Here is a 25,113-nt window from a genome sequence, read left to right on the forward strand (position 1 = left end):
TTCAACAATAATGGCTAACAGCGAACGTGCAGGCAGTAAACCGTTGATCGAGAAACGCTCGATCGACTACATCCCGGAAGCGGAAAGACACGGTCGTCTATTCAGTCAGTTCACCCTCTGGATGGGTGCCAACCTGCAAATCACCGCGATTGTCACCGGCGCATTGGCCGTGGTCCTGGGCGGTGATGTGTTCTGGTCGTTGATCGGTCTGTTGATCGGTCAGTTGCTCGGCGGCGGCGTGATGGCACTGCATGCGGCGCAAGGGCCGAAGCTTGGCCTGCCGCAGATGATCTCCAGCCGCGTGCAGTTTGGCGTTTATGGTGCGGCCATCCCGATCGTGCTGGTGTGCCTGATGTACCTGGGCTTCACCGCCACGGGCACCGTGCTGTCCGGCCAGGCGCTGGGCCAGTTGTTTGGGGTCAGCGACACCGTCGGTATCCTGCTTTTTGCTAGTGTCATCGTGGTGGTCACGGTACTCGGTTATCGGGTGATCCACTGGATCGGCCGTATCGCCAGTGTCATTGGCGTGATTGCGTTCGTTTACCTGTTCAGCCGTCTGGTGAGCCAGGTTGACGTTGGCGCGCTGTTGCAAATCCGTCACTTCAGCTGGAGCAGCTTCCTGCTCGCGGTGTCGCTCGCGGCATCCTGGCAGATCGCCTTCGGCCCCTATGTGGCTGACTATTCCCGCTACTTGCCGAGCCAGGTGTCCTCGGTGAAAACCTTTTTCGCGGCGGGCGCCGGCTCAGTCATTGGCGCGCAGGTGGCGATGGTCCTCGGCGTGTTCGCGGCCGCTTCGGCCAACGGACAATTCGCCGGTCATGAAGTGGCCTACATCGTGGGCCTGGGCGGTACCGGTGCCACCGCCGCGCTACTGTACTTCAGCATCGCGTTCGGCAAGGTCACTATTTCGACGCTCAATTCCTACGGCAGCTTCATGTGCATCGCGACCATCATCAGCGGTGTCCGGGGTGAACTGAAGGTCTCACGCTTGCAGCGCCTGGTCTTCGTGCTGGTCATCGTCGGTGCGGCGACCCTGATGGCGTTGCTCGGCCAGCACTCGTTCCTCGGTGCGTTCAAGTCCTTCATCCTGTTCCTGCTGGCGTTCTTCACGCCATGGAGCGCGATCAACCTGGTGGACTACTACTGCATCACCCGCGAGCGTTATGACGTGCCGGCGCTGGCCGATCCGAACGGTCGCTACGGTCGTTGGAACCTGCTCGGTATCAGCGTCTATGTGTTCGGTGTGCTGGTGCAACTGCCGTTCATTTCCACCAAGTTCTATACCGGTCCGCTGGTGGCGGCCCTCGGTGATGTGGATATTTCCTGGATCATCGGTCTCGTACTGCCCGCCGCCCTGTATTACGTATGTGCAAAAAAATGGCACGGTAGCGTGCCTGATCGTTTGATCCTGCCGGTCGAGCAGGGCGCGGTCACCGAACAACAGCTGAATGTCGGTCGCGCCGCGGCGCAGGCCTGATTGGACGTGGACAGGGCTGGATGCCTCTTGACTGCCGTAAGCCCATTCATGATTAGGAGCGTCACAACAATGAAATCGAACAAGACCCTGCTGACCACACTGCTTTCCATGGGCCTGCTGGCCAGCGCCGGCGCCACTCAGGCGGCGGGCTGGTGCGAGTCGGGCAAACCTGTGAAATTCGCCGGCCTGAACTGGGAAAGCGCCATGCTCCTGACCGACGTGCTGCAGGTCGTGCTGGAGAAAGGCTACGACTGCAAGACAGACAGCCTGCCGGGTAACTCCATCACCATGGAAAACGCCCTGAGCAGCAACGACATTCAAGTGTTTGCCGAAGAGTGGGTCGGCCGCAGCGAAGTCTGGAACAAGGCTGAAAAAGCCGGCAAGGTCGTCGGTGTCGGCGCACCTGTGGTGGGCGCGGTTGAAGGCTGGTACGTGCCGCGCTACGTGATCGAGGGCGATGCCAAGCGCAAGCTCGAGCCTAAAGCCCCGGACCTGAAAAACATTGCCGACCTGGGCAAATACTCGGCGATCTTCAAGGACGCCGAAGAGCCGTCCAAGGGCCGTTTCTACAACTGCCCGGCCGGCTGGACCTGTGAACTCGACAACAGCGAAATGCTGAAAAGCTACGGCCTGGAAAGCACCTACACCAACTTCCGTCCAGGCACTGGCCCGGCGCTGGATGCCGCCGTGCTGTCGAGCTACAAGCGTGGCGAGCCGATCCTGTTCTACTACTGGTCGCCAACCCCGTTGATGGGCCAGGTTGACGTGGTGAAACTCGAAGAGAAGCCAGGCGTCGACAAGACCGTGACCATCAAGGTCGGCCTGTCCAAAACCTTCCACGACGAAGCGCCGGAACTGGTGACCGTGCTCGAAAAGGTCAACCTGCCGATCGACATTCTCAACCAGAACCTGGGGCGCATGACCAAAGAGCGGATCGAGTCGCCAAAACTGGCGAAGATCTTCTTGAAGGAACATCCTGAAGTCTGGCACGCATGGGTGAGCGAAGACGCAGCCAAAAAGATCGACGCGGCCTTGTAGGTTAAGTGTCTCCGGCTGTCGGCGACGGCAGTCGGATGCTTGATCGCAACCCCTTGATTGAGAGCCTCTTATGTTTCCCGAAAGCTTTACCTTTTCCATCGCCGACTGGGTCAACGGTTGGGTCGATTCGCTGGTCACCAACTACGGCGACGTGTTCCGGCACATTTCCGACACCTTGTTGTGGGCCATCGTCAATCTTGAAAGCCTGCTGCGTGCAGCGCCCTGGTGGTTGATGCTGGCCATCGTGGCCGGTGTCGCCTGGCACGCGACCCGCAAGGTCGTGACCACCGCCGTCATCGTCGGCCTGTTGTTCCTGGTGGGTGCGGTTGGCCTCTGGGACAAGCTGATGCAAACCCTGGCGCTGATGATGGTGGCGACGATCATCTCGGTGCTGATTGGCGTGCCGATGGGCATCCTCTCGGCGCGCAGCAATCGCCTGCGTTCGGTGCTGATGCCATTGCTGGACATCATGCAGACCATGCCGAGCTTCGTGTACCTGATTCCGGTGCTGATGCTGTTCGGCCTGGGCAAGGTCCCGGCGATTTTCGCCACCGTGATCTACGCCGCGCCGCCGCTGATCCGCCTGACCGATCTGGGCATTCGCCAGGTCGACGGCGAAGTGATGGAAGCGATCAACGCTTTCGGTGCCAACCGCTGGCAGCAACTGTTCGGCGTGCAACTGCCGCTGGCCCTGCCGAGCATCATGGCCGGGATCAACCAGACCACCATGATGGCCCTGTCGATGGTGGTGATCGCCTCGATGATCGGTGCCCGTGGCCTGGGTGAAGACGTGCTGGTGGGGATCCAGACCCTCAACGTCGGACGTGGCCTCGAAGCCGGTCTGGCGATCGTGATTCTGGCCGTGGTGATTGACCGCATTACTCAGGCGTACGGTCGTCCACGGCATGAGGTGAGCAAATGAACAACGCAACCGTGAGCAAGATCGAAGTCAAGAACGTCTTCAAGATTTTCGGCAACCGTTCCAAGGAAGCGCTGGCCATGGTTGGCCAGGGCAAGACCAAGGACCAGGTGCTGGCCGAAACCGGCTGCGTGGTCGGCGTCAATGACCTGTCGTTGAGCATTGGCAGCGGCGAGATCTTCGTGATCATGGGCCTGTCGGGTTCCGGCAAGTCGACCCTGGTGCGCCACTTCAATCGCCTGATCGACCCGACCAGCGGCGCGATCCTAGTGGACGGCGTGGACATCCTGCAATACGACATGGAAGCCCTGCGCGAATTTCGTCGGCGCAAGATCAGCATGGTGTTCCAGAGCTTTGGCCTGTTGCCGCACAAGAGCGTGCTGGACAACGTCGCCTACGGCCTGAAGATCCGTGGCGAGAGCAAGCAGGTGTGCGCGGAGCGCGCGCTGCACTGGATCAACACCGTGGGCCTCAAGGGCTACGAAAACAAATACCCGCACCAGCTCTCCGGCGGCATGCGCCAGCGTGTCGGCCTGGCCCGCGCATTGGCGGCAGACACCGACATCATCCTGATGGACGAAGCCTTCAGCGCCCTCGACCCGCTGATCCGCGCCGAGATGCAGGACCAGTTGCTGGAACTGCAAAAGACCCTGCACAAGACCATCGTGTTCATCACCCACGACCTCGACGAGGCCGTGCGCATCGGCAACCGCATCGCGATCCTCAAGGACGGCCGCCTGATCCAGGTCGGCACGCCGAAAGAGATCCTGCACTCGCCGGCGGATGAGTATGTCGACCGCTTTGTGCAGCGTCGGGCGGCGGTGGTTTAAGAGATTTTGCGGTGACTGTGCCGGCCCCTTCGCTGGCAAGCCAGCTCCTACATTGGAATGTGGACCCCTGTAGGAGCTGGCTTGCCAGCGAAGGGGCCGGTAAAGCTGCATCAATATTCAGGTTGTAAGCACGAGGTCAAAGATGTCCCAGGCTGAAAAAATCGTTATCACCCAAGCGCCAGTCACCTGGCAGGACGTGGTTGCCGTAGCCCGCGATGGCGCACAGCTTGAGCTGTCGGCGCCGATCTGGGCGCGTATTGAAAACGCCCAGGCCATCGTCCAGCGCATCGTCACCAGCGGCGAGCGTGCCTACGGCATCAACACCGGCCTGGGCGCGCTGTGCAACGTCTCGCTGCAGGACGAACAACTCAGCCAATTGTCGCGCAACACCTTGCTCAGCCACGCCTGTGGCGTCGGAGCACCGCTGAGCAACGAACAGACCCGCTCGATCATGTGCGCCGCCGTCGTCAACTACAGCCACGGCAAATCCGGCCTGCACCGCCAGGTGGTCGAAGCGCTGCTGGCGTTGCTCAACCGCGGCATCACCCCGCAAGTGCCGTCCCAGGGTTCCGTGGGCTACCTGACCCACATGGCGCACATCGGCATCGCGCTGCTGGGTGTCGGCAACGTGAGCCATCGCGGCCAAGTCGTCTCGGCGCAACAAGCCCTGGCCGAAGAAGGCCTGCAACCGGTCAAGCTCGGTGCCAAAGACGGTTTGTGTCTTGTCAACGGCACGCCGTGCATGACCGGCCTGAGCTGCCTGGCGATCGGCGATGCCACGCGCCTGCTGGAATGGGCCGACGTGATTGGCGCCATGAGCTTTGAAGCCCAGCGCGGGCAGATCGACGCGTTCGATGCCGAGATCATCGCGCTCAAGCCGCACCCCGGCATGCAGCAAGTTGGCATCAATCTGCGAGCCCTGCTCGACGGCAGCGAAGTGATCGCCCAGAGCAAAGGCATTCGCACCCAGGATGCCTTGAGCATCCGCTCGATCCCGCAGGTGCACGGCGCCGCGCGCGATCAACTGGTGCACGCGATCAAGCAAATAGAAACCGAACTCAACGGCGCCACCGATAACCCGCTGGTGCTCGGCACTGCGGACAATTACCGCGTGGTGTCCCAGGCCAACCCCCACGGCCAGTCCGTGGCGATGGCCGCGGACCTGCTGGCAATTGCCATGGCGGAAATCGGCTCCATCGCCGAGCGTCGCCTGGACCGCCTGATCAACCCGCACGTCAGTGGCCTGCCGGCGTTTTTGGTGGCCAATCCGGGGGTGAACTCCGGGATGATGATCGTGCAATACGTGGCGGCTTCGTTGTGTGCAGAGAACCGTCAACTGGCACAACCGGCGGTGCTGGATAACTACGTGACCTCGGGCCTGCAGGAAGACCACCTGAGTCTGGGCACCAACGCTGCGCTGAAGCTGCACCGCGCGCTGGAAAACTGCACGCAGATCCTCGCCATCGAATACCTGCTGGCTGCACAAGCCTTCGAATTCCTGAAAGAACAACGCTTCGGCGCCGGCACCGATACCGCCTGGCGTCTGCTGCGCGAACGTGTCCCGGCTTACGATCAGGACCGTTGGTTGGCGCCGGACATCGCTGCCGCCGCCGCTGTATTGAAAGACTCGAATGTGCTGCAAAAAGCTTTACCGAACCTGAACTGATTTCCAAACAAAACCAGCGTGCCAAGGCGCCAGCCCCTTCAACAAAGGGGAAGCGACGGACAACGGAATTATCCGGAGCGTCTGGTAGTTAATAAAAAACTCTCAAAAGGAGAATGAAATGACTGCGCTTAATTTGATCCCCGGCCAACTGACCCTCGCCCAACTGCGTGACGTCTATCAGCAGCCGGTGAAATTGACCCTCGACCACAGCGCCTCGGCCCAGATCGAAGCCAGCGTCGCCTGCGTCGAGCAGATCCTCGCCGAGAACCGCACCGCCTACGGCATCAACACCGGTTTCGGCCTGCTGGCCTCGACCCGCATCGCCAGCGAAGACCTGGAAAACCTGCAGCGCTCCTTGGTGCTGTCCCACGCCGCCGGTGTCGGCCAGCCAATCAGCGACGAGCTGGTACGGTTGATCATGGTGCTCAAGGTCAATAGCCTGAGCCGTGGTTTCTCCGGCATTCGCCGCGTGGTGATCGACGCGCTGATCGCCCTGATCAACGCCGAGGTATATCCGCACATCCCGCTGAAAGGCTCGGTCGGTGCCTCCGGTGACTTGGCGCCATTGGCCCACATGTCGCTGGTGCTGCTGGGCGAAGGCAAGGCGCGCTACAAAGGCGAGTGGATGGAAGCGACCGAGGCGCTGAAAGTCGCTGGCCTGACCCCGCTGACCCTGGCGGCGAAAGAAGGCCTGGCGCTGCTCAACGGCACGCAAGTGTCCACCGCGTTTGCCCTGCGTGGCCTGTTCGAAGGTGAAGACCTGTTCGCTGGCGCTGTGGCGCTGGGCGGCCTGACCGTTGAAGCGGTATTGGGCTCGCGCTCGCCATTCGACGCGCGCATCCACGCGGCCCGTGGTCAGAAAGGCCAGATCGACGCCGCTGCCGCGTACCGCGACCTACTCGACGAGCGCAGTGAAGTCTCCGACTCCCACGAAAACTGCGAGAAGGTGCAAGACCCGTACTCCCTGCGCTGCCAGCCGCAAGTCATGGGCGCCTGCCTGACCCAGTTCCGCCAGGCTGCCGAAGTGCTGGCCGTCGAAGCCAACGCCGTGTCGGATAACCCGCTGGTATTCGCCGCTGAAGGCGACGTGATTTCCGGTGGTAACTTCCACGCCGAACCGGTGGCCATGGCTGCTGACAACATGGCGCTGGCCATCGCCGAAATCGGCTCCCTGAGCGAGCGCCGCATCTCGCTGATGATGGACAAGCACATGTCGCAACTGCCGCCGTTCCTGGTGGCCAATGGCGGCGTGAACTCCGGTTTCATGATTGCCCAAGTGACCGCAGCGGCACTGGCCAGCGAGAACAAGGCACTGTCCCATCCGCATTCGGTGGACAGCCTGCCAACGTCCGCCAACCAGGAAGACCATGTGTCGATGGCGCCGGCTGCCGGCAAGCGTCTGTGGGAAATGGCTGAAAACACCCGTGGCATTCTTGCCGTGGAATGGCTGGCAGCCGCTCAGGGCCTGGACCTGCGCAATGGCTTGAAGACCTCGCCGAAACTGGAAAAGGCCCGTGCCATTCTGCGTAACGAAGTGCCTTTCTATGAGAAAGACCGCTTCTTCGCGCCGGACATCAATGCGGCGACTGAATTGTTGGCTTCGCGTTGCTTGAATGAGCTGGTGACGGCGAAGTTGCTGCCGAGCCTTTAAAAGGGCCCCTTCGCTGGCAAGCCAGCTCCTACAGGAGCCGGTTTGCCGGCGATTCGATTTTGCGTCGAATAACAATAATTAGGGACGAGAAATGGCACAGCCAGAAAAAGGGTTGAAACGCGGGCTTTCTGCCCGACATATACGCTTCATGGCGCTGGGGTCGGCAATCGGCACCGGGCTGTTTTATGGATCTGCCTCGGCCATTCAAATGGCCGGGCCTGCGGTGCTGCTCGCGTACCTGATCGGTGGCGCGGCGGTGTTCATGGTCATGCGCGCCCTCGGTGAGATGGCGGTGCACAACCCGGTGGCCGGCTCTTTCGGCCAGTACGCCAGCACCTACCTGGGGCCGATGGCGGGTTTCATCCTCGGTTGGACCTACGCATTCGAAATGGTCATCGTCGGCATGGCCGACGTCACGGCGTTCGGGATTTACATGGGCTTCTGGTTCCCGGAAGTTTCCCGCTGGATCTGGGTGCTGGGTGTTGTTTCCATCGTCGGCGGCCTGAACCTGTGCAACGTCAAAGTCTTCGGTGAAATGGAGTTCTGGCTGTCGCTGCTCAAGGTCGCGGCCATCGTCGCAATGATCCTGGGTGGTTTCGGCATCATGCTGTTCGGCATCAGTACGGCCCCCGGCCAGGCGACCGACATCAGCAACCTCTGGACCCAGGGCGGTTTCATGCCCAATGGCATGGGCGGTCTGATCGCTTCGTTCGCGGTGGTGATGTTTGCGTTTGGCGGTATAGAAATCATCGGCGTAACGGCCGGTGAAGCCAAAGACCCGCAGCACGTGTTGCCCCGGGCGATCAATGCTGTGCCGTTGCGGATTCTGCTGTTCTACGTGCTGACGATGCTGGTGCTGATGTCGATCTTTCCATGGCAGCAGATCGGCAGCCAGGGCAGCCCGTTCGTGCAGATCTTCGACAAGCTGGGGATCAGCTCGGCGGCCACCATCCTCAATATCGTGGTGATCACGGCGGCGATTTCGGCGATCAACAGTGACATCTTCGGCGCTGGCCGCATGATGTTCGGTCTGGCCCAGCAAGGCCATGCGCCCAAGGGTTTCGCCCGCCTGTCGCGTAATGGCGTGCCGTGGATGACGGTGGTGGTGATGAGTACCGCGCTGTTGCTGGGCGTGTTACTGAACTACTTGATCCCGGAAAACGTGTTCCTGTTGATCGCTTCCATCGCGACCTTTGCCACGGTGTGGGTCTGGCTGATGATTCTGGTGACCCAAGTGGCCATGCGCCGCTCCATGAGCGCCGAGCAAGTGGCACAACTGAAGTTCCCGGTACCGCTCTGGCCCTATGCGCCGGCGGCGGCGATTGCCTTCATGTTGTTCATTTTCGGCGTGCTGGGCTATTTCCCGGACACCCAGGCAGCGCTGATCGTCGGCGTGGTCTGGATCGTGTTGCTGGTGCTGGCTTACCTGACGTGGGTGAAACCGGCGGCGGGCCAGGCAGCCCTGGTGACGCAGAACCCTACTTTTTCTCATCGATAACCTAACGGAGGCCAAGGATGAAAACTCTCTGGCAACACTGCCACGTCGCAACCATGGCACAAGGCGTCTACTCGATCATCGAGGACGCGGCCATCGTGACGTCAGGAGCGCACATTGAGTGGATCGGCCCGCGCGGAGAGTTGCCGGCGGGCGAGTACCCGGCCGTCAATGATTTGAACGGGGCCTGGGTCACACCGGGCCTGATCGACTGCCACACTCACACGGTGTTCGGCGGTAACCGCAGCGGCGAATTCGAGCAGCGTCTGCAAGGCGTCAGCTACGCGGAAATCGCCGCCAGCGGTGGCGGCATCGCCAGCACCGTGCGCGCCACCCGCGCCGCGAGCGAAGATGAACTGTTCGCCAGTGCCGCCAGGCGCCTGAAAAGTCTGATGCGTGATGGCGTCACCAGCATCGAAATCAAGTCCGGCTACGGCCTGGACCTGGCCAACGAACGCAAGATGCTGCGCGTGGCCCGTCGCCTCGGCGCGGAACTGCCGGTCAGCGTGCGCAGCACCTGCCTGGCGGCTCACGCCTTGCCGCCGGAGTACAAGGACCGCGCTGACGACTATATCGATCACATCTGCGCTGAAATGCTTCCGGCCCTCGCCGCCGAAGGGCTGGTGGACGCCGTGGATGCCTTCTGCGAATACCTGGCGTTCTCGCCGGCGCAGGTCGAGCGGGTGTTCATTACCGCCCAGAAACTGGGCCTGCCAGTGAAGCTGCATGCCGAGCAGTTGTCGTCGCTGCACGGCTCGAGCCTGGCGGCGCGCTACCACGCACTGTCCGCCGATCACCTGGAATTCATGACCGAGGACGACGCCATCGCCATGGCCGAGTCCGGCACCGTCGCGGTGTTGCTGCCAGGCGCCTTCTACTTCCTGCGCGAAACCCAATTGCCGCCAATGGACGCCCTGCGTAAGCACGGCGTGAAAATCGCCATCGCCAGCGACCTCAACCCGGGCACCTCGCCAGCACTGTCGTTGCGCCTGATGCTGAACATGGCTTGCACCTGCTTCCGCATGACCCCGGAAGAAGCCCTGGCCGGCGCGACGATTCATGCCGCCACCGCGCTGGGCATGGCCGACACCCATGGTTCGCTGGAGGTCGGCAAGGTCGCGGATTTCGTCGCCTGGCAAATCGATCGTCCGGCCGACCTGTGTTACTGGCTGGGCGGCGACCTGGAAAAACGCGTCGTGCGCCACGGCGTCGAATCAAGTCTGTAGGAGATCTGTTGTGGATAAGGTTCTGAAATTCAAACAAGGCCGCGTACCGCTGCTGATCAGCATGCCCCACGCCGGTGTGCGCCTGACGCCTGCGGTCGAAGCCGGGTTGATCCCTGACGCGAAAAGCCTGCCGGACACCGACTGGCACATCCCGCAGCTGTACGATTTCGCCGCCGAACTGGGCGCCAGTACCCTGGCCGCCGAGTACTCGCGGTTTGTCATCGACCTGAACCGGCCATCGGATGACAAGCCGCTGTATGTGGGCGCCACCACCGGGCTATATCCAGCGACGCTGTTCGACGGTGTGCCGTTGTTCCGCGAAGGGCTGGAGCCTTCGAAAGAAGAACGTGCGACTTATCTGGAGCAGATCTGGACGCCGTATCACAACACCTTGCAAAACGAACTGGCGCGCCTGAAAGCCGAGTTCGGCTACGCGCTGCTGTTTGATGCCCACTCGATCCGCTCGATTATCCCGCACCTGTTCGACGGCAAACTGCCGGACTTCAACCTCGGTACCTTCAACGGCGCCAGTTGCGATCCACAGCTTGCCACTCAATTGGAAGCGATCTGCGCGCTTCACGACAACTACACCCACGTGCTCAACGGGCGCTTCAAGGGCGGCCACATCACCCGCCATTACGGCAACCCGGCCGAGAACATCCATGCGGTGCAACTGGAACTGGGGCAGTGCACCTACATGGAAGAGTTCGAGCCGTTCCGCTATCGACCGGACCTGGCGGAGCCGACGCGGGTGGTACTCAAGGAGTTGCTGCAAGGGCTGCTGGCCTGGGGCGAGAAGTACTACAAGGCTTAATGCCTGGCATATAACCCTGTGGGAGCGAGCCTGCTCGCGATAGCGGACTGTCTGTTACATCCATGTCGACTGATCCACCGCCATCGCGAGCAGACTCGCTCCCACAGGTATGTGCCCATTTTCAATGTTGCATCAAGGCAACCGCTGGTCGGAACTATCATTTCTGACAGGTGTTCGTCCCCCCGATTCTTACCGACACTACTTCCTCATTCCGTGAACAGGTTCCACGAAGAGGGAGTACAGCGTCATGACTGACATCAGCAAAGAAACGTTCGAAATTTCAGGGGGATCTCCACCCGCCGCGACCGCAGAAAAGCCACCAGCCCCTGTGGTTGAATGGCCAAAACTTATGGGGCTGTATGTCAACTATGTTCGTATTGCCGGCACATGCCTGGACGGCGCGAGCGTAGAGATATCGACCTCTCCCTCCAGTTGGGAAGCCGTCCCGGCGATTGGCACCAATTGGAGTTACCTTCTAATTAACCCCGACGCGGGAAGTTACGAAAATATTCAGGTACGGCAGGCGGTCAAAGGCGTTCTTTCAGATTCACACCAAGTGCCCGCGTTTATTGTGCTACGCACCAGCCTGCCTCAGCCAGTGGTTACCGAACCGCCAGAATTCAGTTTTGTTTCACTGGGGGGGGCCGTGCATTTCCAAGGAACGTGTAAAGAAGGTGCGGAAGTCAGTTTATTTGACCTGGACGAAAATTTATTAGTGCGCGCCAATGTAACCGACACAACATGGTCTTGTGATCTTACCCTCAATCAGAAGGAAATAATATTTATCAAGGTCAGGCAAGCGATTGGCGAAGAGACCTCTAGTGTAGTGGGTTGCTGGATTGGGGTAGGTCTCCAAGACAATAGGCCTGAACTAAGTATTACAACACCACCTTACGAAATGGATACATATCGTGAGGGTGATTATGTGTACTTCGAAGGTACATGTACTCCCGGTTCCGGCATGAAAAGTTATGTGGGTGCATATGATGAATGGGGGCTTATAGCTAATTCTCTTTCTATGGTAGATGGACGGTGGGCGGGACTTGTTGGGCCTATGAAGGCTAGAGATTCAAGTACAACCGGGTACGTCAAGCTGGGGTTTATATATTTTGATGGGGGGAATAACATAATTAGGCAGAGCCTTAGTTGGAGGACCTATGTGGGAGATGCCAATGCACCTGTGCCTCCCGTGACAACCGAGCCTCTTTCCGGAAGCAGCTGTCCACCTGGTAGCGTAAAATTTGAGGGTTCATGCGAGGAGGGCGCCCGGGTTCAATTGGCTTTTATTCCATCGGATCAGCAAATTGATATTAATGTCGAAGGCAACAAGTGGTACGGCACTGCAAGCTTGACCACCCCTGGCGATTATTCCTTTCAGGTCAGGCAGTATAGGGGCGATCTGCAGTCTCGATGGAGCGAAGTAGTGAAATTCAGCGTGACTTAAAGGTCCAATGACGTAGTCGGTTACCGTCTTCTGCCACCTGTCCTGTATATGAGATGGGCGGTGGCAGAAGTTTTGAGCATCTCACTTCCATTCTTTTCAACCACTTCATCGATTCTGACAATTCGGATTTTCTGATTATCTGCGGTTGATGCTCATCATTTCATTCCGGGTTGATAAGTCCCTCGCTCAGCCATCAGTATGTTCCTCACCACACCTGACAGTCGCCACTGTGCAAATCTCGGTCGCCACAGGTCACTTTTACCGCTCGTCTGCTGCGTAATGTTCTGGCCACGGTGCACAAAGACACCGCCCCGACAATAATCCGCTGCCGCACGAGAATGCTCCCTATGACAAGCCCCAAAGGTCTGTTCACTCGCTGTCTCTCAATCTTCTGCGGTACCGCTCTGCTGAGCGCCGGCGCCATGGCCGCGGACGACGCCTCCTGCAAAACCGTGCGCATGGGCGTGGTCAACTGGACCGACGTGATCGCCACCAGTGGCATGGCCGATGTGTTGCTTAACGGTCTGGGCTACGAAAGCAAGCAAACCAGCGCCGTGCAGCAAATCATCTTCGCCGGCATCCGCGACAAGCGCCTGGACATCTTCCTCGGTTACTGGAAACCGGCGATGGATAAAAACATCGCACCCTTCGTGGCGGCCAATCAGGTCAAGGTCCTGGACAAACCGCCCAGGAAAGCCAGCTGATGGTGCCGATCATGGAGCGCCAAACCGCTCAAGATGTCGCGAAAAAATGGCTGCGTGACCATCCCGAAGACTTGCAGCGCTGGCTGGCGGGTGTCAGCAGTTTCGATGGCAAGGACGGCGTGGCGACGGTTCAGGCCAGTTTGAAAAACTGATGGCTGAACACCGTTGATGAGGCGAATGAGACCACTGTGGCGAGGGGGCTTGCCCCCGTTGGGCTGCGCAGCGGCCCCTGAGAAACGGATCGGCCGTGGAATTTGCGAGCGCTTCGCACTCGAACGGGGGCAAGCCCCCTCGCCACAAATGTTGTATTTCCAGTTCGTAATTTTCTGATCCAACGGGCAACAAACCCATGGCTCCTTACCCGCTTTCCAAACAAATGACGGCATTCGTCGAGAAAACCGTCAGTTTCAACAGCCGCGACAGCAGCATCATCGGGTTGCGCCAGGCCTACAGCGAGATGTGCCGGGCGTTTACCCCGGCGCGCCCCGCCGGGTTGTCTGTGGTTGATTTCGGGTTGGACGGTGTTGCTGTTCGTTCCTATCAGCCACCGGCCAGTGGTGCGTCGTGCATCGTTTATCTGCATGGCGGCGGCTGGGTGGTGGGAGACCTCGACTCCCACGATTTCATCTGCGCCGAATGGGCATCGACACTCGGTGTACGGGTGATCGCCCGTTGCGTTATGACGGCGTGCTGTATGCCGAGCGACTGAATGCTGCAGGCGTGGCTGCCACACTATACGTCGGCGAGGGCCTGGTTCATGGCTGTTTACGGGCTCGCGGGCAGGCGGCCGAGGTCGATGCACTGTACGAAACCTTGTTCGGATATCTGTCGGCAAGACTCTGACTCTGCATGGGCATGCTCATTGACGTAATTCGGGTTTATGATGCCCCACGGCAGAATAATAGAAGTCCCCCCAGGGATGACCTCGACCCCTTACGGAGTGCGCAATGCAGACTTTGTACCCGCAGATCAAACCCTACGCCAGGCACGATCTGGCCGTCGATGCGACCCACACCCTGTACGTCGACGAAAGCGGTTCACCGCAAGGTTTGCCGGTGGTGTTCATCCATGGCGGCCCCGGCGCCGGCTGTGATGCCCAGAGTCGTTGCTACTTCGATCCCAACCTGTATCGCATCGTCACCTTCGACCAGCGCGGTTGCGGTCGCTCCACCCCCCACGCCAGCCTGGAAAACAACACCACCTGGGATCTGGTCGCCGACCTTGAAAAAATTCGCCAGCACCTGGGCATCGACAAATGGGTGCTGTTCGGCGGCTCCTGGGGTTCGACCCTCGCGCTGGCCTACGCGCAAACCTATCCGGAGCGGGTGCACGGCCTGATCGTGCGCGGGATTTTTCTTTGCCGCCCGCAGGAAATCGAATGGTTCTACCAGGCGGGCGCCAGCCGTCTGTTCCCCGATTACTGGCAGGACTACATCGCGCCGATCCCGTTGGATGAGCGCGACGACTTGCTCACCGCGTTTCACAAACGCCTGACCGGCAACGACCAGATTGCCCAGATGCACGCGGCCAAGGCCTGGTCTGTCTGGGAGGGCCGCACCGCGACCCTGCGCCCCAACCCGCTGGTGGTTGATCGTTTCTCCGAGCCTCAGCGTGCGTTGTCCATCGCCCGTATCGAAAGCCACTACTTCACCAACAACGCTTTCCTTGAGCCGAACCAACTCATCCGCGACATGGGCAAAATCGCCCATCTGCCCGGCGTGATCATTCATGGTCGCTATGACGTGATCTGCCCGCTGGACAACGCTTGGGAGCTGCACCAGGCCTGGCCTAACAGCGAGCTGCAAATTATCCGTGACGCCGGCCACGCCGCTGCCGAGCCGGGCATCACCGATGCCCTTGTACGTGCGGCCGACAAAATGGCCCGGCGCTTGCTCGACTTGGCGCCAGAAGAAGCATGAAGGGCCTGCTGCAAAGGGTGCGCGGCGCGCGAGTCGAGGTTGCGGGCGAGATCGTGGGTGCCGTCGATCAGGGATTGCTGGTCCTGGTAGCCGTCGAGCCTGACGATACGCGGGCCAACGCCGACAAACTTCTCAATAAGCTGCTTAACTATCGGGTATTCAGTGACGCCGAGGGCAAGATGAATCTGTCCCTGGCGGACATCGGTGGCGGGCTGCTGCTGGTCTCTCAGTTCACCCTGGCTGCCGACACCAAGAGCGGGCTGCGCCCGAGTTTCTCGACCGCGGCCCCTCCTGCGCAGGGCGAGGCGCTTTTCGACTATTTATTAAGCAAAGCGAAACAGGTGCATGGCACAGTGGCATCAGGTAGATTCGGCGCGGATATGCAGGTGCACCTGGTCAATGATGGCCCGGTAACCTTCCTGTTACAGGCCTGAAAGCGCTTGAAACAAGTTTTTACGCTCGTTTCGGCTGTAAACAGGGCATTTTCCGGATAAATACTTTGTTACCCCTGATGCGTTGTAACGCGGCCTACTAGATAATCGCGCGCTACGGGGATCAGCGTTCGTTGGTCCATTTTGACTTAGGTAGAGACTTGTCCGGATCCGATTGGGGAATCATTTCGCCCCAGCGGAGTCGGAACAATGCTCGCCAACTTGGCAAGAGTGGTTTGCAAGGGCGGTTTTTTCACACCGCGTACCGCGCAGACCCTTTAACTGGCCGTTGGTTTTTTGATCTGTTTTCGGCGAGGGTTGCTCGTGATTGTTAGTCCCTGTAACGCACCAAAATTGTCTGCCAAACGGCTACGTAGCGCCCTCGTAGCGGGTTCTGCATTGCTCTGCCTGCTCAGCGCCGGCCAGCTTTGGGCATTCAGTCTGGATGATGTCTCGGCCAAGGCAAAAGAGCTGGCCGCGCAGAAGTACGAAGCGCCGCGCAGTAACCTGCCGAACGAATTTCGCGACATGAAATTCGCGGACTATCAGAAAATTCGTTTTCTGACCGAAAAAGCCGAATGGGCTGATCAGAAGACGCCGTTCAAGCTGTCCTTCTATCACCAGGGCATGCATTTCGATACGCCGGTGAAAATCAACGAAATCACCGCGAACACCGTCGAAGAGATCAAATACGATCCAAGTCGTTTCGACTTCGGCGACTTGCAGTTCGACCCCAAGGCCACCGAACAACTCGGCTATGCCGGTTTCCGTGTGCTGTACCCGATCAACAAGGCTGACAAGCAAGACGAAATCATGACCATGCTCGGCGCGAGCTACTTCCGCGTCGTCGGCAAGGGTCACGTTTATGGCTTGTCCGCCCGCGGCATGGCCATCGACACCGCGCTGCCGTCCGGAGAAGAATTCCCGCGTTTCCGCGAATTCTGGATTCAACAACCCAAGCCGGGCGACAAGCATTTGGTGATCTTCGCCCTGCTGGACTCGCCGCGTGCCACCGGCGCCTATCGCCTGATCCTGCGTCCGGGCAGCGACACCATCGTCGACGTCAAGGCGCAGATGTTCCTGCGTGACAAGGTCGGCAAGCTGGGCATCGCGCCGCTGACCAGCATGTACCTGTTCGGCGCCAACCAGCCGTCGAAAGTGCTCAACTACCGTCGCGAACTGCACGACTCCAGCGGGCTGGCGATCCATGCCGGCAACGGCGAGTGGATCTGGCGTCCACTGAACAACCCGAAACACCTGTCGGTGAGCAACTTCTCGGTCGAAAACCCGCGTGGTTTCGGCTTGCTGCAACGCGGCCGTGACTTCAGCCACTACGAAGACCTCGACGACCGCTACGACAAGCGCCCAAGTGCCTGGATCGAGCCGAAGGGCGAGTGGGGCAAGGGCACCGTCGACCTGGTTGAAATTCCGACCGCCGACGAAACCAACGACAACATCGTGGCCTTCTGGAACCCGGAGAAATTGCCGGAACCTGGCCAGCCGCTGGATGTCGCTTATCGTATGCACTGGACCATGGACGAAGCCGCCATTCACGCGCCGGACAGCGCCTGGGTCAAGCAGACCCTGCGTTCCACCGGTGACGTAAAACAATCCAACCTGATCCGTCAGCCAGACGGCAGCGTGGCTTATCTGGTGGACTTCGAAGGCCCGTCGCTGGCGGCATTGCCGGCCGATGCCGACGTGCGCAGCCAGGTCAGCGTCGGTGACAACGCTGAGCTGGTGGAAAACAGCGTGCGCTTCAACCCTGAAACCAAGGGCTGGCGCCTGACCCTGCGGTTGAAGATCAAGGATCCGGGCAAGGCCACTGAAATGCGTGCGGCGCTGGTACAAAACATCGTGCCGGCCGACCTGGCCAAGACTTCGATCCCGGCGTCCAACTCCTCGGTTGCCAAAGCCGACAAGGTGGCCGCCAAGCAACAAGAGAAGGAAGACAAGGAAGCCAAGCAAGGGGAAGCCAAGCCGACTGACGCCAAGCCGGTTGCAGAGGCCAAGGACAAGGCCAATAAAGACGCCAAGCAGCAGCCTGCCGCTGCCGACGCGACCCCAGCCACACCGGAATCGGCGCCGACTGAAGAAGTCCTGACCGAGACCTGGAGCTACCAGTTGCCTGCCGATGAGTAATTCACACGTACAGCCAGAAACTCTTTCCGAGTATCTGGCGCATCTGCCGATGACCGACCAGCAGCGCGCGGAACTCGCGGGCTGCCAGTCCTTCAGCGAGCTGCATGAACGCCTGTCGTCCTCGACGTTCGACGCCCCGACCGACGCCGCCCAGGCTTCGGTCGGCAAGCGCCTGACCCTGAGCACGGCCGAAGAGCTGCAAGACGCGGAAATGCTGGTGCTCGACGCCAATGGCCGGGTTTGCCTGAAGGCAACCCCGCCGATCCGGCGGACCAAGGTCGTGCCGGAGCCATGGCGCACCAATATCCTGGTGCGTGGCTGGCGCCGCCTGACCGGTCGTACCAACCCGCCGAAGCCGCCCAAGGACGAACGTGTCCTGCCCGCGGCGCGCTGGCGCACCGTGGGTTCGATCCGTCGCTACATTCTGTTGGTGCTGATGCTCGGCCAGACCATCGTTGCCGGCTGGTACATGAAAGGCATCATGCCGTACCAGGGCTGGTCGTTCGTCGACCTCAACGAGGTGCTGCACCAACCGCTGCTGCAAACCGCCACGCAAGTACTGCCATATGCGTTGCAGACCAGCATCCTGATCCTGTTCGGGATTTTGTTCTGCTGGGTGTCGGCCGGTTTCTGGACCGCGCTGATGGGCTTCCTCGAATTGCTCACCGGTCACGACAAGTACCGTATTTCCGGCGCCAGCGCCGGCACCGAGCCGATTGCGAAAGATGCACGCACCGCGCTGGTGATGCCGATCTGCAACGAAGACGTGCCCCGGGTATTCGCCGGTCTGCGCGCAACCTTCGAGTCAGTCGCGGCCACGGGTGACCTGGATCGTTTCGACTTCTTCGTCCTCAGCGACAGCAACGACGCCGATATCTGCGTCGCCGAGCAACAGGCTTGGCTGGACGTCTGCCGTGAAGCCGGTGGCTTCGGCAAGATCTTCTATCGCCGTCGCCGTCGCCGCGTTAAACGCAAGAGCGGCAACCTCGACGACTTCTGCCGTCGTTGGGGCGGTGACTACAAGTACATGGTCGTACTCGATGCCGACTCGGTGATGAGCGGCGAGTGCCTGACCAGCCTGGTGCGCCTGATGGAAGCCACGCCGGACGCCGGGATCATCCAGACCGCGCCGCGTGCGTCGGGCATGGACACCCTGTATGCGCGCATGCAGCAGTTCGCCACCCGCGTATACGGCCCTCTGTTCACCGCCGGCCTGCACTTCTGGCAGTTGGGTGAATCCCACTACTGGGGTCACAACGCGATCATCCGCATGAAGCCGTTTATCGACCACTGCGCCCTGGCGCCGTTGCCCGGTAAGGGCGCGTTCTCCGGCGCGATCCTCTCCCACGACTTCGTTGAAGCGGCGCTGATGCGCCGTGCCGGCTGGGGCGTGTGGATTGCCTACGATTTGCCGGGCAGCTACGAAGAACTGCCGCCGAACCTGCTGGACGAACTCAAGCGTGACCGTCGCTGGTGCCACGGCAACCTGATGAACTTCCGCCTGTTCCTGGTAAAAGGCATGCACCCGGTGCACCGTGCGGTGTTCCTGACCGGCGTGATGTCTTACTTGTCGGCGCCGTTGTGGTTCTTCTTCCTGGTGTTGTCGACCGCGCTGCTGGCAGTCAACACACTGATGGAGCCGCAGTACTTCCTCGAACCACGCCAGCTCTATCCACTGTGGCCTCAATGGCATCCGGACAAGGCCATTGCGTTGTTCTCGACCACCGTCGTGCTGCTGTTCCTGCCGAAACTGTTGAGCATCATCCTGATCTGGGCCAAGGGCGCGAAAGAGTTCGGTGGCAAGTTCAAGGTGACCCTGTCGATGCTGCTGGAGATGCTGTTCTCCATGCTGCTGGCGCCGGTGCGGATGATCTTCCATACCCGTTTCGTCCTCGCCGCGTTCCTCGGCTGGGCCGCGACCTGGAACTCGCCGCAACGTGACGACGACTCCACGCCATGGAGCGAAGCGGTCAAGCGCCACGGCCCGCAAACCCTGCTGGGCTTCTTCTGGGCCTTGCTGGTGATCTGGCTGAACCCGAGCTTCCTGTGGTGGCTGGTGCCGATTGTCGGTTCGTTGATGCTGTCGATTCCGGTGTCGGTGATCTCCAGCCGTGTTGGCCTGGGTCTCAAATCCCGCGACGAGAGCCTGTTCCTGATCCCTGAGGAATACAATCCACCGCAGGCGTTGCTGGCCACTGACCAGTACACCCACGAAAACCGCTGGCACGCGCTGAACGACGGCTTCGTCCGTTCGGTGGTCGATCCACAACAGAACGCCCTGGCGTGCTCGCTGGCGACTTCGCGCCACCGACAGTCCGAGCCAATCGAGTGGCTGCGGGTCGAGCGAGTGCGTCACGCGATGAAGGTTGGGCCGCAAGGGCTGACCAACAACGAGAAGGTGCAACTGCTGAGCGATCCGGTGGCCCTGGCTCGCTTGCATGAGCAGGTCTGGAGCGAAGGGCATGCCGAGTGGCTGGAGGCGTGGCGCAAGTCGGTGAAGGCCGACCCCCATGCACCGTTGTTGCCGCTCAAACCGTTGAGTGTGCAGCCTCAGTTGGCTTGATAAAAGATCTCGAAAAAGCCCTGCAAGCGTGTGCTTGCAGGGCTTTTTTCGTTTTGGCGCCGGGTTTTATCGTTGGTCCCCGCATGTTGTTTGGTCGACCCAATATCTGCAGAGTTGTTGCACGGCAGTTTTTGAGCAGGCAACTACGACCTGATTCACCAAGGCCGCATTTTCTCGACGACCTTTTAGCGCGTTGTGAACTCCGCGATCAATGGAGGAGACTCTCCTGAATCATTACTGGCTGTGATCCTAGCGTCATAACGTGTTTTGGGGAGCAATAGTGGGGCAAGTTTCGGCTCGGTTGTGCTGTACAGCAATTCGTTACCTCCAGGGCCGATCAGAACGACGCGGTACCCGTTTACGGGCTGGCTTGGAGCGTCCCATTCAAGTTTTGAAACTATAAGGGGTATATAGCGAAAGTTGCTTGGCGCGTCTGGCTTCAAAGGCGGGATGGTTATTGGAAGTGATACGACAACCGAAGGTAAGGTGAAGTTGCCAACGGCCCATATCTCGATAAGAAACATGTCATCTGCAGACGGATTGCGGATCTGATAGGAAGTCTGCGTGCTTGGTACTAAAACAGGGGAAGAGTTGTTTACAGATATGGCGTAGTTTGTGACGTTTGTACTGGTAGAGCGAGACCAACTGACCGACGCCAGGCCAGGTGTGCTTGATGTAAATCTTAAGTTGGTGATTGGCGCCAGCAGTGATCGGGCGATAGTGAAGCTGAAATTGTTGATTGTACCGTGGGTAGCGCCGAATATTATCTGGTGACCGATTGTCGTTTGTTGTCCTACCTTTCCTTCAAATTGAAGGCTAGGTCTTTCCTCGCCATGAGATATACCCAATGTCGGTACTGTAATACCATCAACGCTATATTTACAGGTTACATCGCGAGAGGTAGAGGTCGGTGGGTCCCAAGAAATGCATGCAGTATAAGCGTCGCCATCTGAGGATTTTTCTACTATGACTACTTTAGGATTTTTTAGATTTTCCGGATATGTTTCATATTCGCTCTCAGTGTATTCGGAGTAAAGTCCATTTTTATCTTTTGCCCGGATTTTAATGGGGTAGGTTGTTTCTGTTTCCAAGTTCATCAAATAGAAAAGGTTGACAGGGGTAATCATCCGTGGAAGGTCTCCTATGATGACTTCATAGTGTTCTATGCCTGCCTGGTCGTATGATGGAACGAAAGTACCAATGATACCATTCGCGTTCAGGGAACCGATTGTGATGTGTGTGGGGGCAGTTGGGGGGGTGGTATCTTGAGCGAAGGTAAATGGCGATGAGAAAGTTGAGCGCTTTCCGGTTGTATTAACTGCTCTGACTTTAAGTGTGTAGTTTTTAAAAGGAAGATTTTTTTCTCTGTGAGGGATATCGCTTGTGGTGATTAGTAGGTTGTCACCTTCGAATATTTCATATTGTCTGATACCGATATCATCTTCCCCTCGGTCCCAATTGAATTCCACCGTGTTCTGCAGGTTTTGCCCGGTCAACTTTCTGGCGGTGAGGTTTTTTGGAGGTTTGGGCGGTGATAAATTTTCTACTCTTTTTCTATTTAGAGCTATGCAGGCATCCGTGACACTAGCGATGGTGTCGGGGCGCTCAAGAAAGTCGACCATAAGAATTTTTACATTCTGTTTGCCTTCCTGAAATGGTAATTTGCGTATAGGGTGATCGGCCTTCAAATGTATAGGGCCATTTGAGCTTCGAGTGGCGGCGCTTAATGCCCAGTATAAATCTTGAGGCGGGGAAGCCATTGTGTTGGCTACCAGATTTGCGATATTTTGTTCGCTGTCATCTGCGCTCCAAATATGTCTAATCGTCGGCCAGAGGTCGATTTTTTGCACCCATTCCGGCTTCCAGTCTTTGGGGGAGCCATGGTCGAAAGATAAAATGATATTGCGCCCCGGGAATTTGAGACGGATTTCACCAACGGTCATGTCCTGAGCTGAGTTTGGTATCAGTAGATTTTTAAGTGGTGTTAGATGGGGAAATGCTTTTTCAAGGCTGTCAGGTTGGTTTTTTCTGAATTTTCGAATATCTAGTATCAGAAACTCGCCAGGGTTTTCGTTTGAAAAAATCCGAGCTATATCGACCAGGTTTTGCAGTGTTCGTTTCGCGTTAGAGTAGAAACCACTTTGTCCGTGCGTGAATTCAAACTGCACTGTCCATTTATATTCAGGCGCGGAACTCCCCGTCTGCTTCAAGTAGCTGGTATCGTCAAGTCGCAAATCAAGATATCGTGCGCCGACATTTAATTGGTGATGAAATGAATTGTTCTGACAGGCACCCAATAGCTCGGCGATACCCCATGTGCCTGCCATATCAACACCGGAATTATGTGCGCCTGGAATTGCCAATTCATGTAGCCGCATATCTTCGATGCCCACTAAGTCGGTCATCCAGCGTTTGTAATTTGCAGTGGCTTCGATGGGCTCGGAAGGAGGTGGAGTGTCCATGGTTGCAGGTATGCTGCTTGTATCGTCGTTCATGATAAATGCTCCATAGAGAATGGAGCTCTAATCGTGATCCTTTTTGCGCGTGGCTGAAACTATCAGAACTGTCAGTTAAATTAGCAGCTGATATTTGCTAATCTTAAAAGTTTGATCGGTAGTCGAAGGTGCGGTAGTTTTTCGGGGGCTCAGAAAAACAATGGGCCGGTATGGAGTGCCGGCCATATTATCTTGCAAGGTTATTCACGCTATAAGAACCTTCAAACCTTGAACCGCCCCACCAACATCTGCAAATGCGTCCCCAACCGCGCCAGCTCAACGCTCGACGCTGCCGTCTCTTCACTCGCCGCCGACGTCTGATCCGACACATCCCGCACGTTCAGCACACTACGGTTGATCTCCTCGGCCACGGCGCTCTGCTGTTCGGCGGCCGCCGCGATCTGCTGGTTCATCGCCTGGATCGCCGACACCGTGCGGGTGATGCTTTCCAGTGAGCCACCGGCGCGGCGGGTCAGTTCGACGCTGCTGTCGGTCAGGGTGCGGCTGTTGTCCATGATGGTCGCCACTTGCTGGGTGCCGTTTTGCAGGCCGACGATCAGCTCTTCGATCTCTTCGGTGGACTTCTGGGTGCGCTGCGCCAAGCTGCGGACTTCGTCGGCGACCACGGCAAAACCGCGTCCGGCTTCACCGGCGCGGGCGGCTTCAATCGCGGCGTTGAGCGCCAGCAGGTTGGTTTGCTGGGCCACGGACTTGATGACGTCGAGCACGCTGCCGATCTTGTCGCTTTCGCGCTTGAGTTCGCCCATGGCCTCGGTGGAGTGGCCGACTTCCTTGGCCAGGCGTTCGATCTGGGCGATGGCTTCACCGACCACTTTGTCGCCCTCACGGGCCTGCTGGTCGGCGGCGACGGCGGCTTCGGAGGCTTCTTCGGCGTTGCGCGCAACTTCCTGCACGGTGGCGGCCATTTCGTTCATCGCGGTCGCGACTTGATCGGTTTCGACCTTCTGGCTGTTGACCCCGGCGCTGGTCTGCTCGGTGACGGCGGACAGCTCTTCGGCGGCGCTGGCAATTTGCGTGACGCCATCGCTGATGCCGCCGATCAGTTCGCGCAGGCCCTGGGTCATACTCTGCATGGCGCGCTGCAACTGGCCGAGTTCATCCCGGCGCGGGGAGTTCAGGTTGTAGGTCAGGTCACCGGCGGCCACGCGTTGGGCCACCTCCAGCGTCTGGTTCAATGGAATGATGATCTGCCGGGTGATCGCCCAGGCGGCCAACAGGCCGAAGGCAATGGCCAAAACGGTAGCCAGCAGCAGCATGTTCTTGGCGTGGGCGGCATCGGTGTCACGCACGACCGTTTGCGAGGTGGTGAGCTTCTTGCTCACGTCCAGGAGGATTTCACCCTGGGCGGCCATATGGGCCAGGGCCTTGGCGCTGGCCATCTGGGAGTCGCGGAACTGGCTGACCGCAGCGCGATAGGCCTTCAGCGAATCGGTCGCCTGTTGCAGGTTGGCGAGGTGTTCTTGCGGCAGCTTGGCCGGCAGGCTCTCGAGGTTTTTCAGGGCATTGTCGATGGCGTCGAGGGCCGGTTGTTCGGCTTCGCTCTTGGCGCTGTAGGTGTAGCCGCGGACCTGGAAGCGCGCCTGCTGGATCAGCTTGCTCAGGTCGATGACGCTGTTGAAAGCGCTGACGCTGTCGCCTTGCAGCATGGATTTTTCCACCTCGGCGACGCGGGCCACGGCGTTGTCGGCGGTGGCGCCGAGCGTGCTGCGGGCGTCTTCACGCTGGATACCGGCCTGGGTCATGTCGCTGAAGGCGCGGCGGTATTCGGCGACGGCGGCCAGTTGTTGATCGACCAGCGCGGAATCGGCAGGCTGCTCGATCAAGCCGCGGGCGGTCTGCAGTCCGCTTTCGAGTTTGCCCAGCAGCTCGTTGACCGCACCGGGGCCTTGTTCGCCGCGGCGCATCTCGTAATCCAGGCGGGCAATGCGCAGGTCTTTGGTCAGGCCGTTGAGATCGGAGATGAACCCCAGCTTGTCGCCGCGACTGGTCACGTCGCCCAGGCCGGTCCAGCCGGTGAACGTGATCAGCAGGGTGAGCAACAACACCAGGCCAAAGCCGATCCCCAGTTTGCGTTTGACGCTGACGTTGCCCAAATTATCGGCTAGCCATTGATACATGCTGAAACTCCCCGGACCACAATTTGGTTTTATGGGGGGTGTATCGGCAGGGGCGCTTGAATCTGTAGACATCCAGGACTTTTCAGATGTGCGGTGATCTGTGGCGAGGGGGCTTGCCCCCGTTCGGGTGCGCAGCAGCCGTAAAAAGTACATGCGGTTTA

16 protein-coding genes and 3 pseudogenes are annotated in these 25,113 nt (G+C 59.1%); 16 read left to right on the forward strand and 3 right to left on the reverse strand.

All coding sequences use genetic code 11. The annotated features are described in order from the left end of the window. The first annotated feature begins 10 nt into the window (after positions 1-10). The 16 genes and pseudogenes from J1D76_RS12635 (at position 11) to mdoH (ending at position 20,319) form a co-directional block, all read left to right on the forward strand. A complete protein-coding gene (locus J1D76_RS12635; protein ID WP_421138632.1) occupies positions 11-1,477 on the forward strand; it encodes a purine-cytosine permease family protein in 1,467 nt (488 codons plus the stop codon). Positions 1,478-1,546: 69 nt separating this feature from the next. After that, positions 1,547-2,515 carry an ABC transporter substrate-binding protein gene (locus J1D76_RS12640; protein ID WP_421138633.1) on the forward strand — a complete coding sequence of 323 codons (969 nt, stop codon included), beginning with the start codon at positions 1,547-1,549 and terminating at the stop codon, positions 2,513-2,515. 70 nt (positions 2,516-2,585) lie between these two features. Next, on the forward strand, positions 2,586-3,437 hold the full coding sequence (locus J1D76_RS12645; RefSeq protein ID WP_421138634.1) for an ABC transporter permease: 852 nt from the start codon (positions 2,586-2,588) through the stop codon (positions 3,435-3,437). Continuing rightward, positions 3,434-4,264: a quaternary amine ABC transporter ATP-binding protein gene (locus J1D76_RS12650; protein WP_421138635.1), complete on the forward strand. Its 831-nt coding sequence runs from the start codon at positions 3,434-3,436 to the stop codon at positions 4,262-4,264. Before J1D76_RS12645 ends, J1D76_RS12650 begins: the two co-directional genes overlap by 4 nt. A 142-nt stretch (positions 4,265-4,406) precedes the next feature. Then, positions 4,407-5,930 carry an HAL/PAL/TAL family ammonia-lyase gene (locus J1D76_RS12655; protein ID WP_421138636.1) on the forward strand — a complete coding sequence of 508 codons (1,524 nt, stop codon included), beginning with the start codon at positions 4,407-4,409 and terminating at the stop codon, positions 5,928-5,930. Positions 5,931-6,048: 118 nt separating this feature from the next. Further along, entirely contained in the window at positions 6,049-7,581 is a 1,533-nt protein-coding gene (gene hutH, locus J1D76_RS12660) for a histidine ammonia-lyase (protein ID WP_421138637.1), read from the forward strand. 91 nt (positions 7,582-7,672) lie between these two features. After that, a complete protein-coding gene (locus J1D76_RS12665; protein ID WP_421138638.1) occupies positions 7,673-9,079 on the forward strand; it encodes an amino acid permease in 1,407 nt (468 codons plus the stop codon). 17 nt (positions 9,080-9,096) lie between these two features. After that, positions 9,097-10,302 carry an imidazolonepropionase gene (hutI, locus tag J1D76_RS12670; RefSeq protein ID WP_421138639.1) on the forward strand — a complete coding sequence of 402 codons (1,206 nt, stop codon included), beginning with the start codon at positions 9,097-9,099 and terminating at the stop codon, positions 10,300-10,302. A gap of 10 nt (positions 10,303-10,312) precedes the next feature. Then, a complete protein-coding gene (gene hutG, locus J1D76_RS12675; RefSeq protein ID WP_421138640.1) occupies positions 10,313-11,116 on the forward strand; it encodes an N-formylglutamate deformylase in 804 nt (267 codons plus the stop codon). A gap of 247 nt (positions 11,117-11,363) precedes the next feature. After that, positions 11,364-12,560, forward strand: coding sequence for a hypothetical protein (locus J1D76_RS12680; RefSeq protein WP_421138641.1), 1,197 nt, complete (start codon positions 11,364-11,366; stop codon positions 12,558-12,560). Between the two features lie 347 nt (positions 12,561-12,907). Beyond that, positions 12,908-13,416 (forward strand): annotated as a pseudogene (locus J1D76_RS12685) (glycine betaine ABC transporter substrate-binding protein). 197 nt (positions 13,417-13,613) lie between these two features. Beyond that, a pseudogene (locus J1D76_RS12690) lies at positions 13,614-14,107 on the forward strand (alpha/beta hydrolase fold domain-containing protein). A 104-nt stretch (positions 14,108-14,211) separates the two neighbouring features. After that, positions 14,212-15,183, forward strand: a complete 972-nt coding sequence (pip, locus tag J1D76_RS12695) for a prolyl aminopeptidase (protein ID WP_421138642.1) — start codon at positions 14,212-14,214, stop codon at positions 15,181-15,183. After that, positions 15,180-15,617: a D-aminoacyl-tRNA deacylase gene (dtd, locus tag J1D76_RS12700; protein ID WP_421138643.1), complete on the forward strand. Its 438-nt coding sequence runs from the start codon at positions 15,180-15,182 to the stop codon at positions 15,615-15,617. Before pip ends, dtd begins: the two co-directional genes overlap by 4 nt. A gap of 321 nt (positions 15,618-15,938) precedes the next feature. Further along, positions 15,939-17,756 (forward strand): glucan biosynthesis protein G, encoded by a 1,818-nt coding sequence (locus tag J1D76_RS12705; RefSeq protein WP_421138644.1) that lies wholly within the window; start codon positions 15,939-15,941, stop codon positions 17,754-17,756. Next, on the forward strand, positions 17,749-20,319 hold the full coding sequence (mdoH, locus tag J1D76_RS12710) for a glucans biosynthesis glucosyltransferase MdoH (protein WP_421138645.1): 2,571 nt from the start codon (positions 17,749-17,751) through the stop codon (positions 20,317-20,319). Before J1D76_RS12705 ends, mdoH begins: the two co-directional genes overlap by 8 nt. Positions 20,320-20,504: 185 nt before the next feature. Here mdoH and J1D76_RS12715 read toward each other — a convergent pair whose 3' ends face one another. The 3 genes and pseudogenes from J1D76_RS12715 to J1D76_RS12725 all read right to left on the reverse strand — a co-directional run. Further along, on the reverse strand, positions 20,505-22,814 hold the full coding sequence (locus J1D76_RS12715; RefSeq protein WP_421138646.1) for a hypothetical protein: 2,310 nt from the start codon (positions 22,812-22,814) through the stop codon (positions 20,505-20,507). A gap of 221 nt (positions 22,815-23,035) precedes the next feature. Then, the gene (locus tag J1D76_RS12720) at positions 23,036-23,908 is read right to left on the reverse strand and encodes a methyl-accepting chemotaxis protein (RefSeq protein WP_421138679.1); all 873 of its coding nucleotides are present in this window, start codon (positions 23,906-23,908) and stop codon (positions 23,036-23,038) included. Beyond that, positions 23,891-25,105: pseudogene (locus tag J1D76_RS12725) on the reverse strand (methyl-accepting chemotaxis protein); the annotation flags it as partial. The pseudogene J1D76_RS12725 and the gene J1D76_RS12720, both read right to left, overlap by 18 nt. Positions 25,106-25,113 lie beyond the last annotated feature (8 nt).

It is taken from the genome of Pseudomonas sp. NFX15 (assembly GCF_049132105.1).
Classification (GTDB): Bacteria; Pseudomonadota; Gammaproteobacteria; order Pseudomonadales; family Pseudomonadaceae; genus Aquipseudomonas.

Coding starts and splice junctions, on each gene's coding strand:
- J1D76_RS12645 (WP_421138634.1), top strand. CDS start 2,586: ATGTTTCCCGAAAGCTTTACCTTTTCCATCGCCGACTGGGTCAACGGT.
- pip (WP_421138642.1), top strand. CDS start 14,212: ATGCAGACTTTGTACCCGCAGATCAAACCCTACGCCAGGCACGATCTG.
- hutH (WP_421138637.1), top strand. CDS start 6,049: ATGACTGCGCTTAATTTGATCCCCGGCCAACTGACCCTCGCCCAACTG.
- J1D76_RS12650 (WP_421138635.1), top strand. CDS start 3,434: ATGAACAACGCAACCGTGAGCAAGATCGAAGTCAAGAACGTCTTCAAG.
- J1D76_RS12640 (WP_421138633.1), top strand. CDS start 1,547: ATGAAATCGAACAAGACCCTGCTGACCACACTGCTTTCCATGGGCCTG.
- J1D76_RS12720 (WP_421138679.1), bottom strand. CDS start 23,908: ATGCAGAGTATGACCCAGGGCCTGCGCGAACTGATCGGCGGCATCAGC.
- J1D76_RS12635 (WP_421138632.1), top strand. CDS start 11: ATGGCTAACAGCGAACGTGCAGGCAGTAAACCGTTGATCGAGAAACGC.
- dtd (WP_421138643.1), top strand. CDS start 15,180: ATGAAGGGCCTGCTGCAAAGGGTGCGCGGCGCGCGAGTCGAGGTTGCG.
- J1D76_RS12655 (WP_421138636.1), top strand. CDS start 4,407: ATGTCCCAGGCTGAAAAAATCGTTATCACCCAAGCGCCAGTCACCTGG.
- J1D76_RS12680 (WP_421138641.1), top strand. CDS start 11,364: ATGACTGACATCAGCAAAGAAACGTTCGAAATTTCAGGGGGATCTCCA.
- hutI (WP_421138639.1), top strand. CDS start 9,097: ATGAAAACTCTCTGGCAACACTGCCACGTCGCAACCATGGCACAAGGC.
- mdoH (WP_421138645.1), top strand. CDS start 17,749: ATGAGTAATTCACACGTACAGCCAGAAACTCTTTCCGAGTATCTGGCG.
- J1D76_RS12715 (WP_421138646.1), bottom strand. CDS start 22,814: ATGAACGACGATACAAGCAGCATACCTGCAACCATGGACACTCCACCT.
- J1D76_RS12665 (WP_421138638.1), top strand. CDS start 7,673: ATGGCACAGCCAGAAAAAGGGTTGAAACGCGGGCTTTCTGCCCGACAT.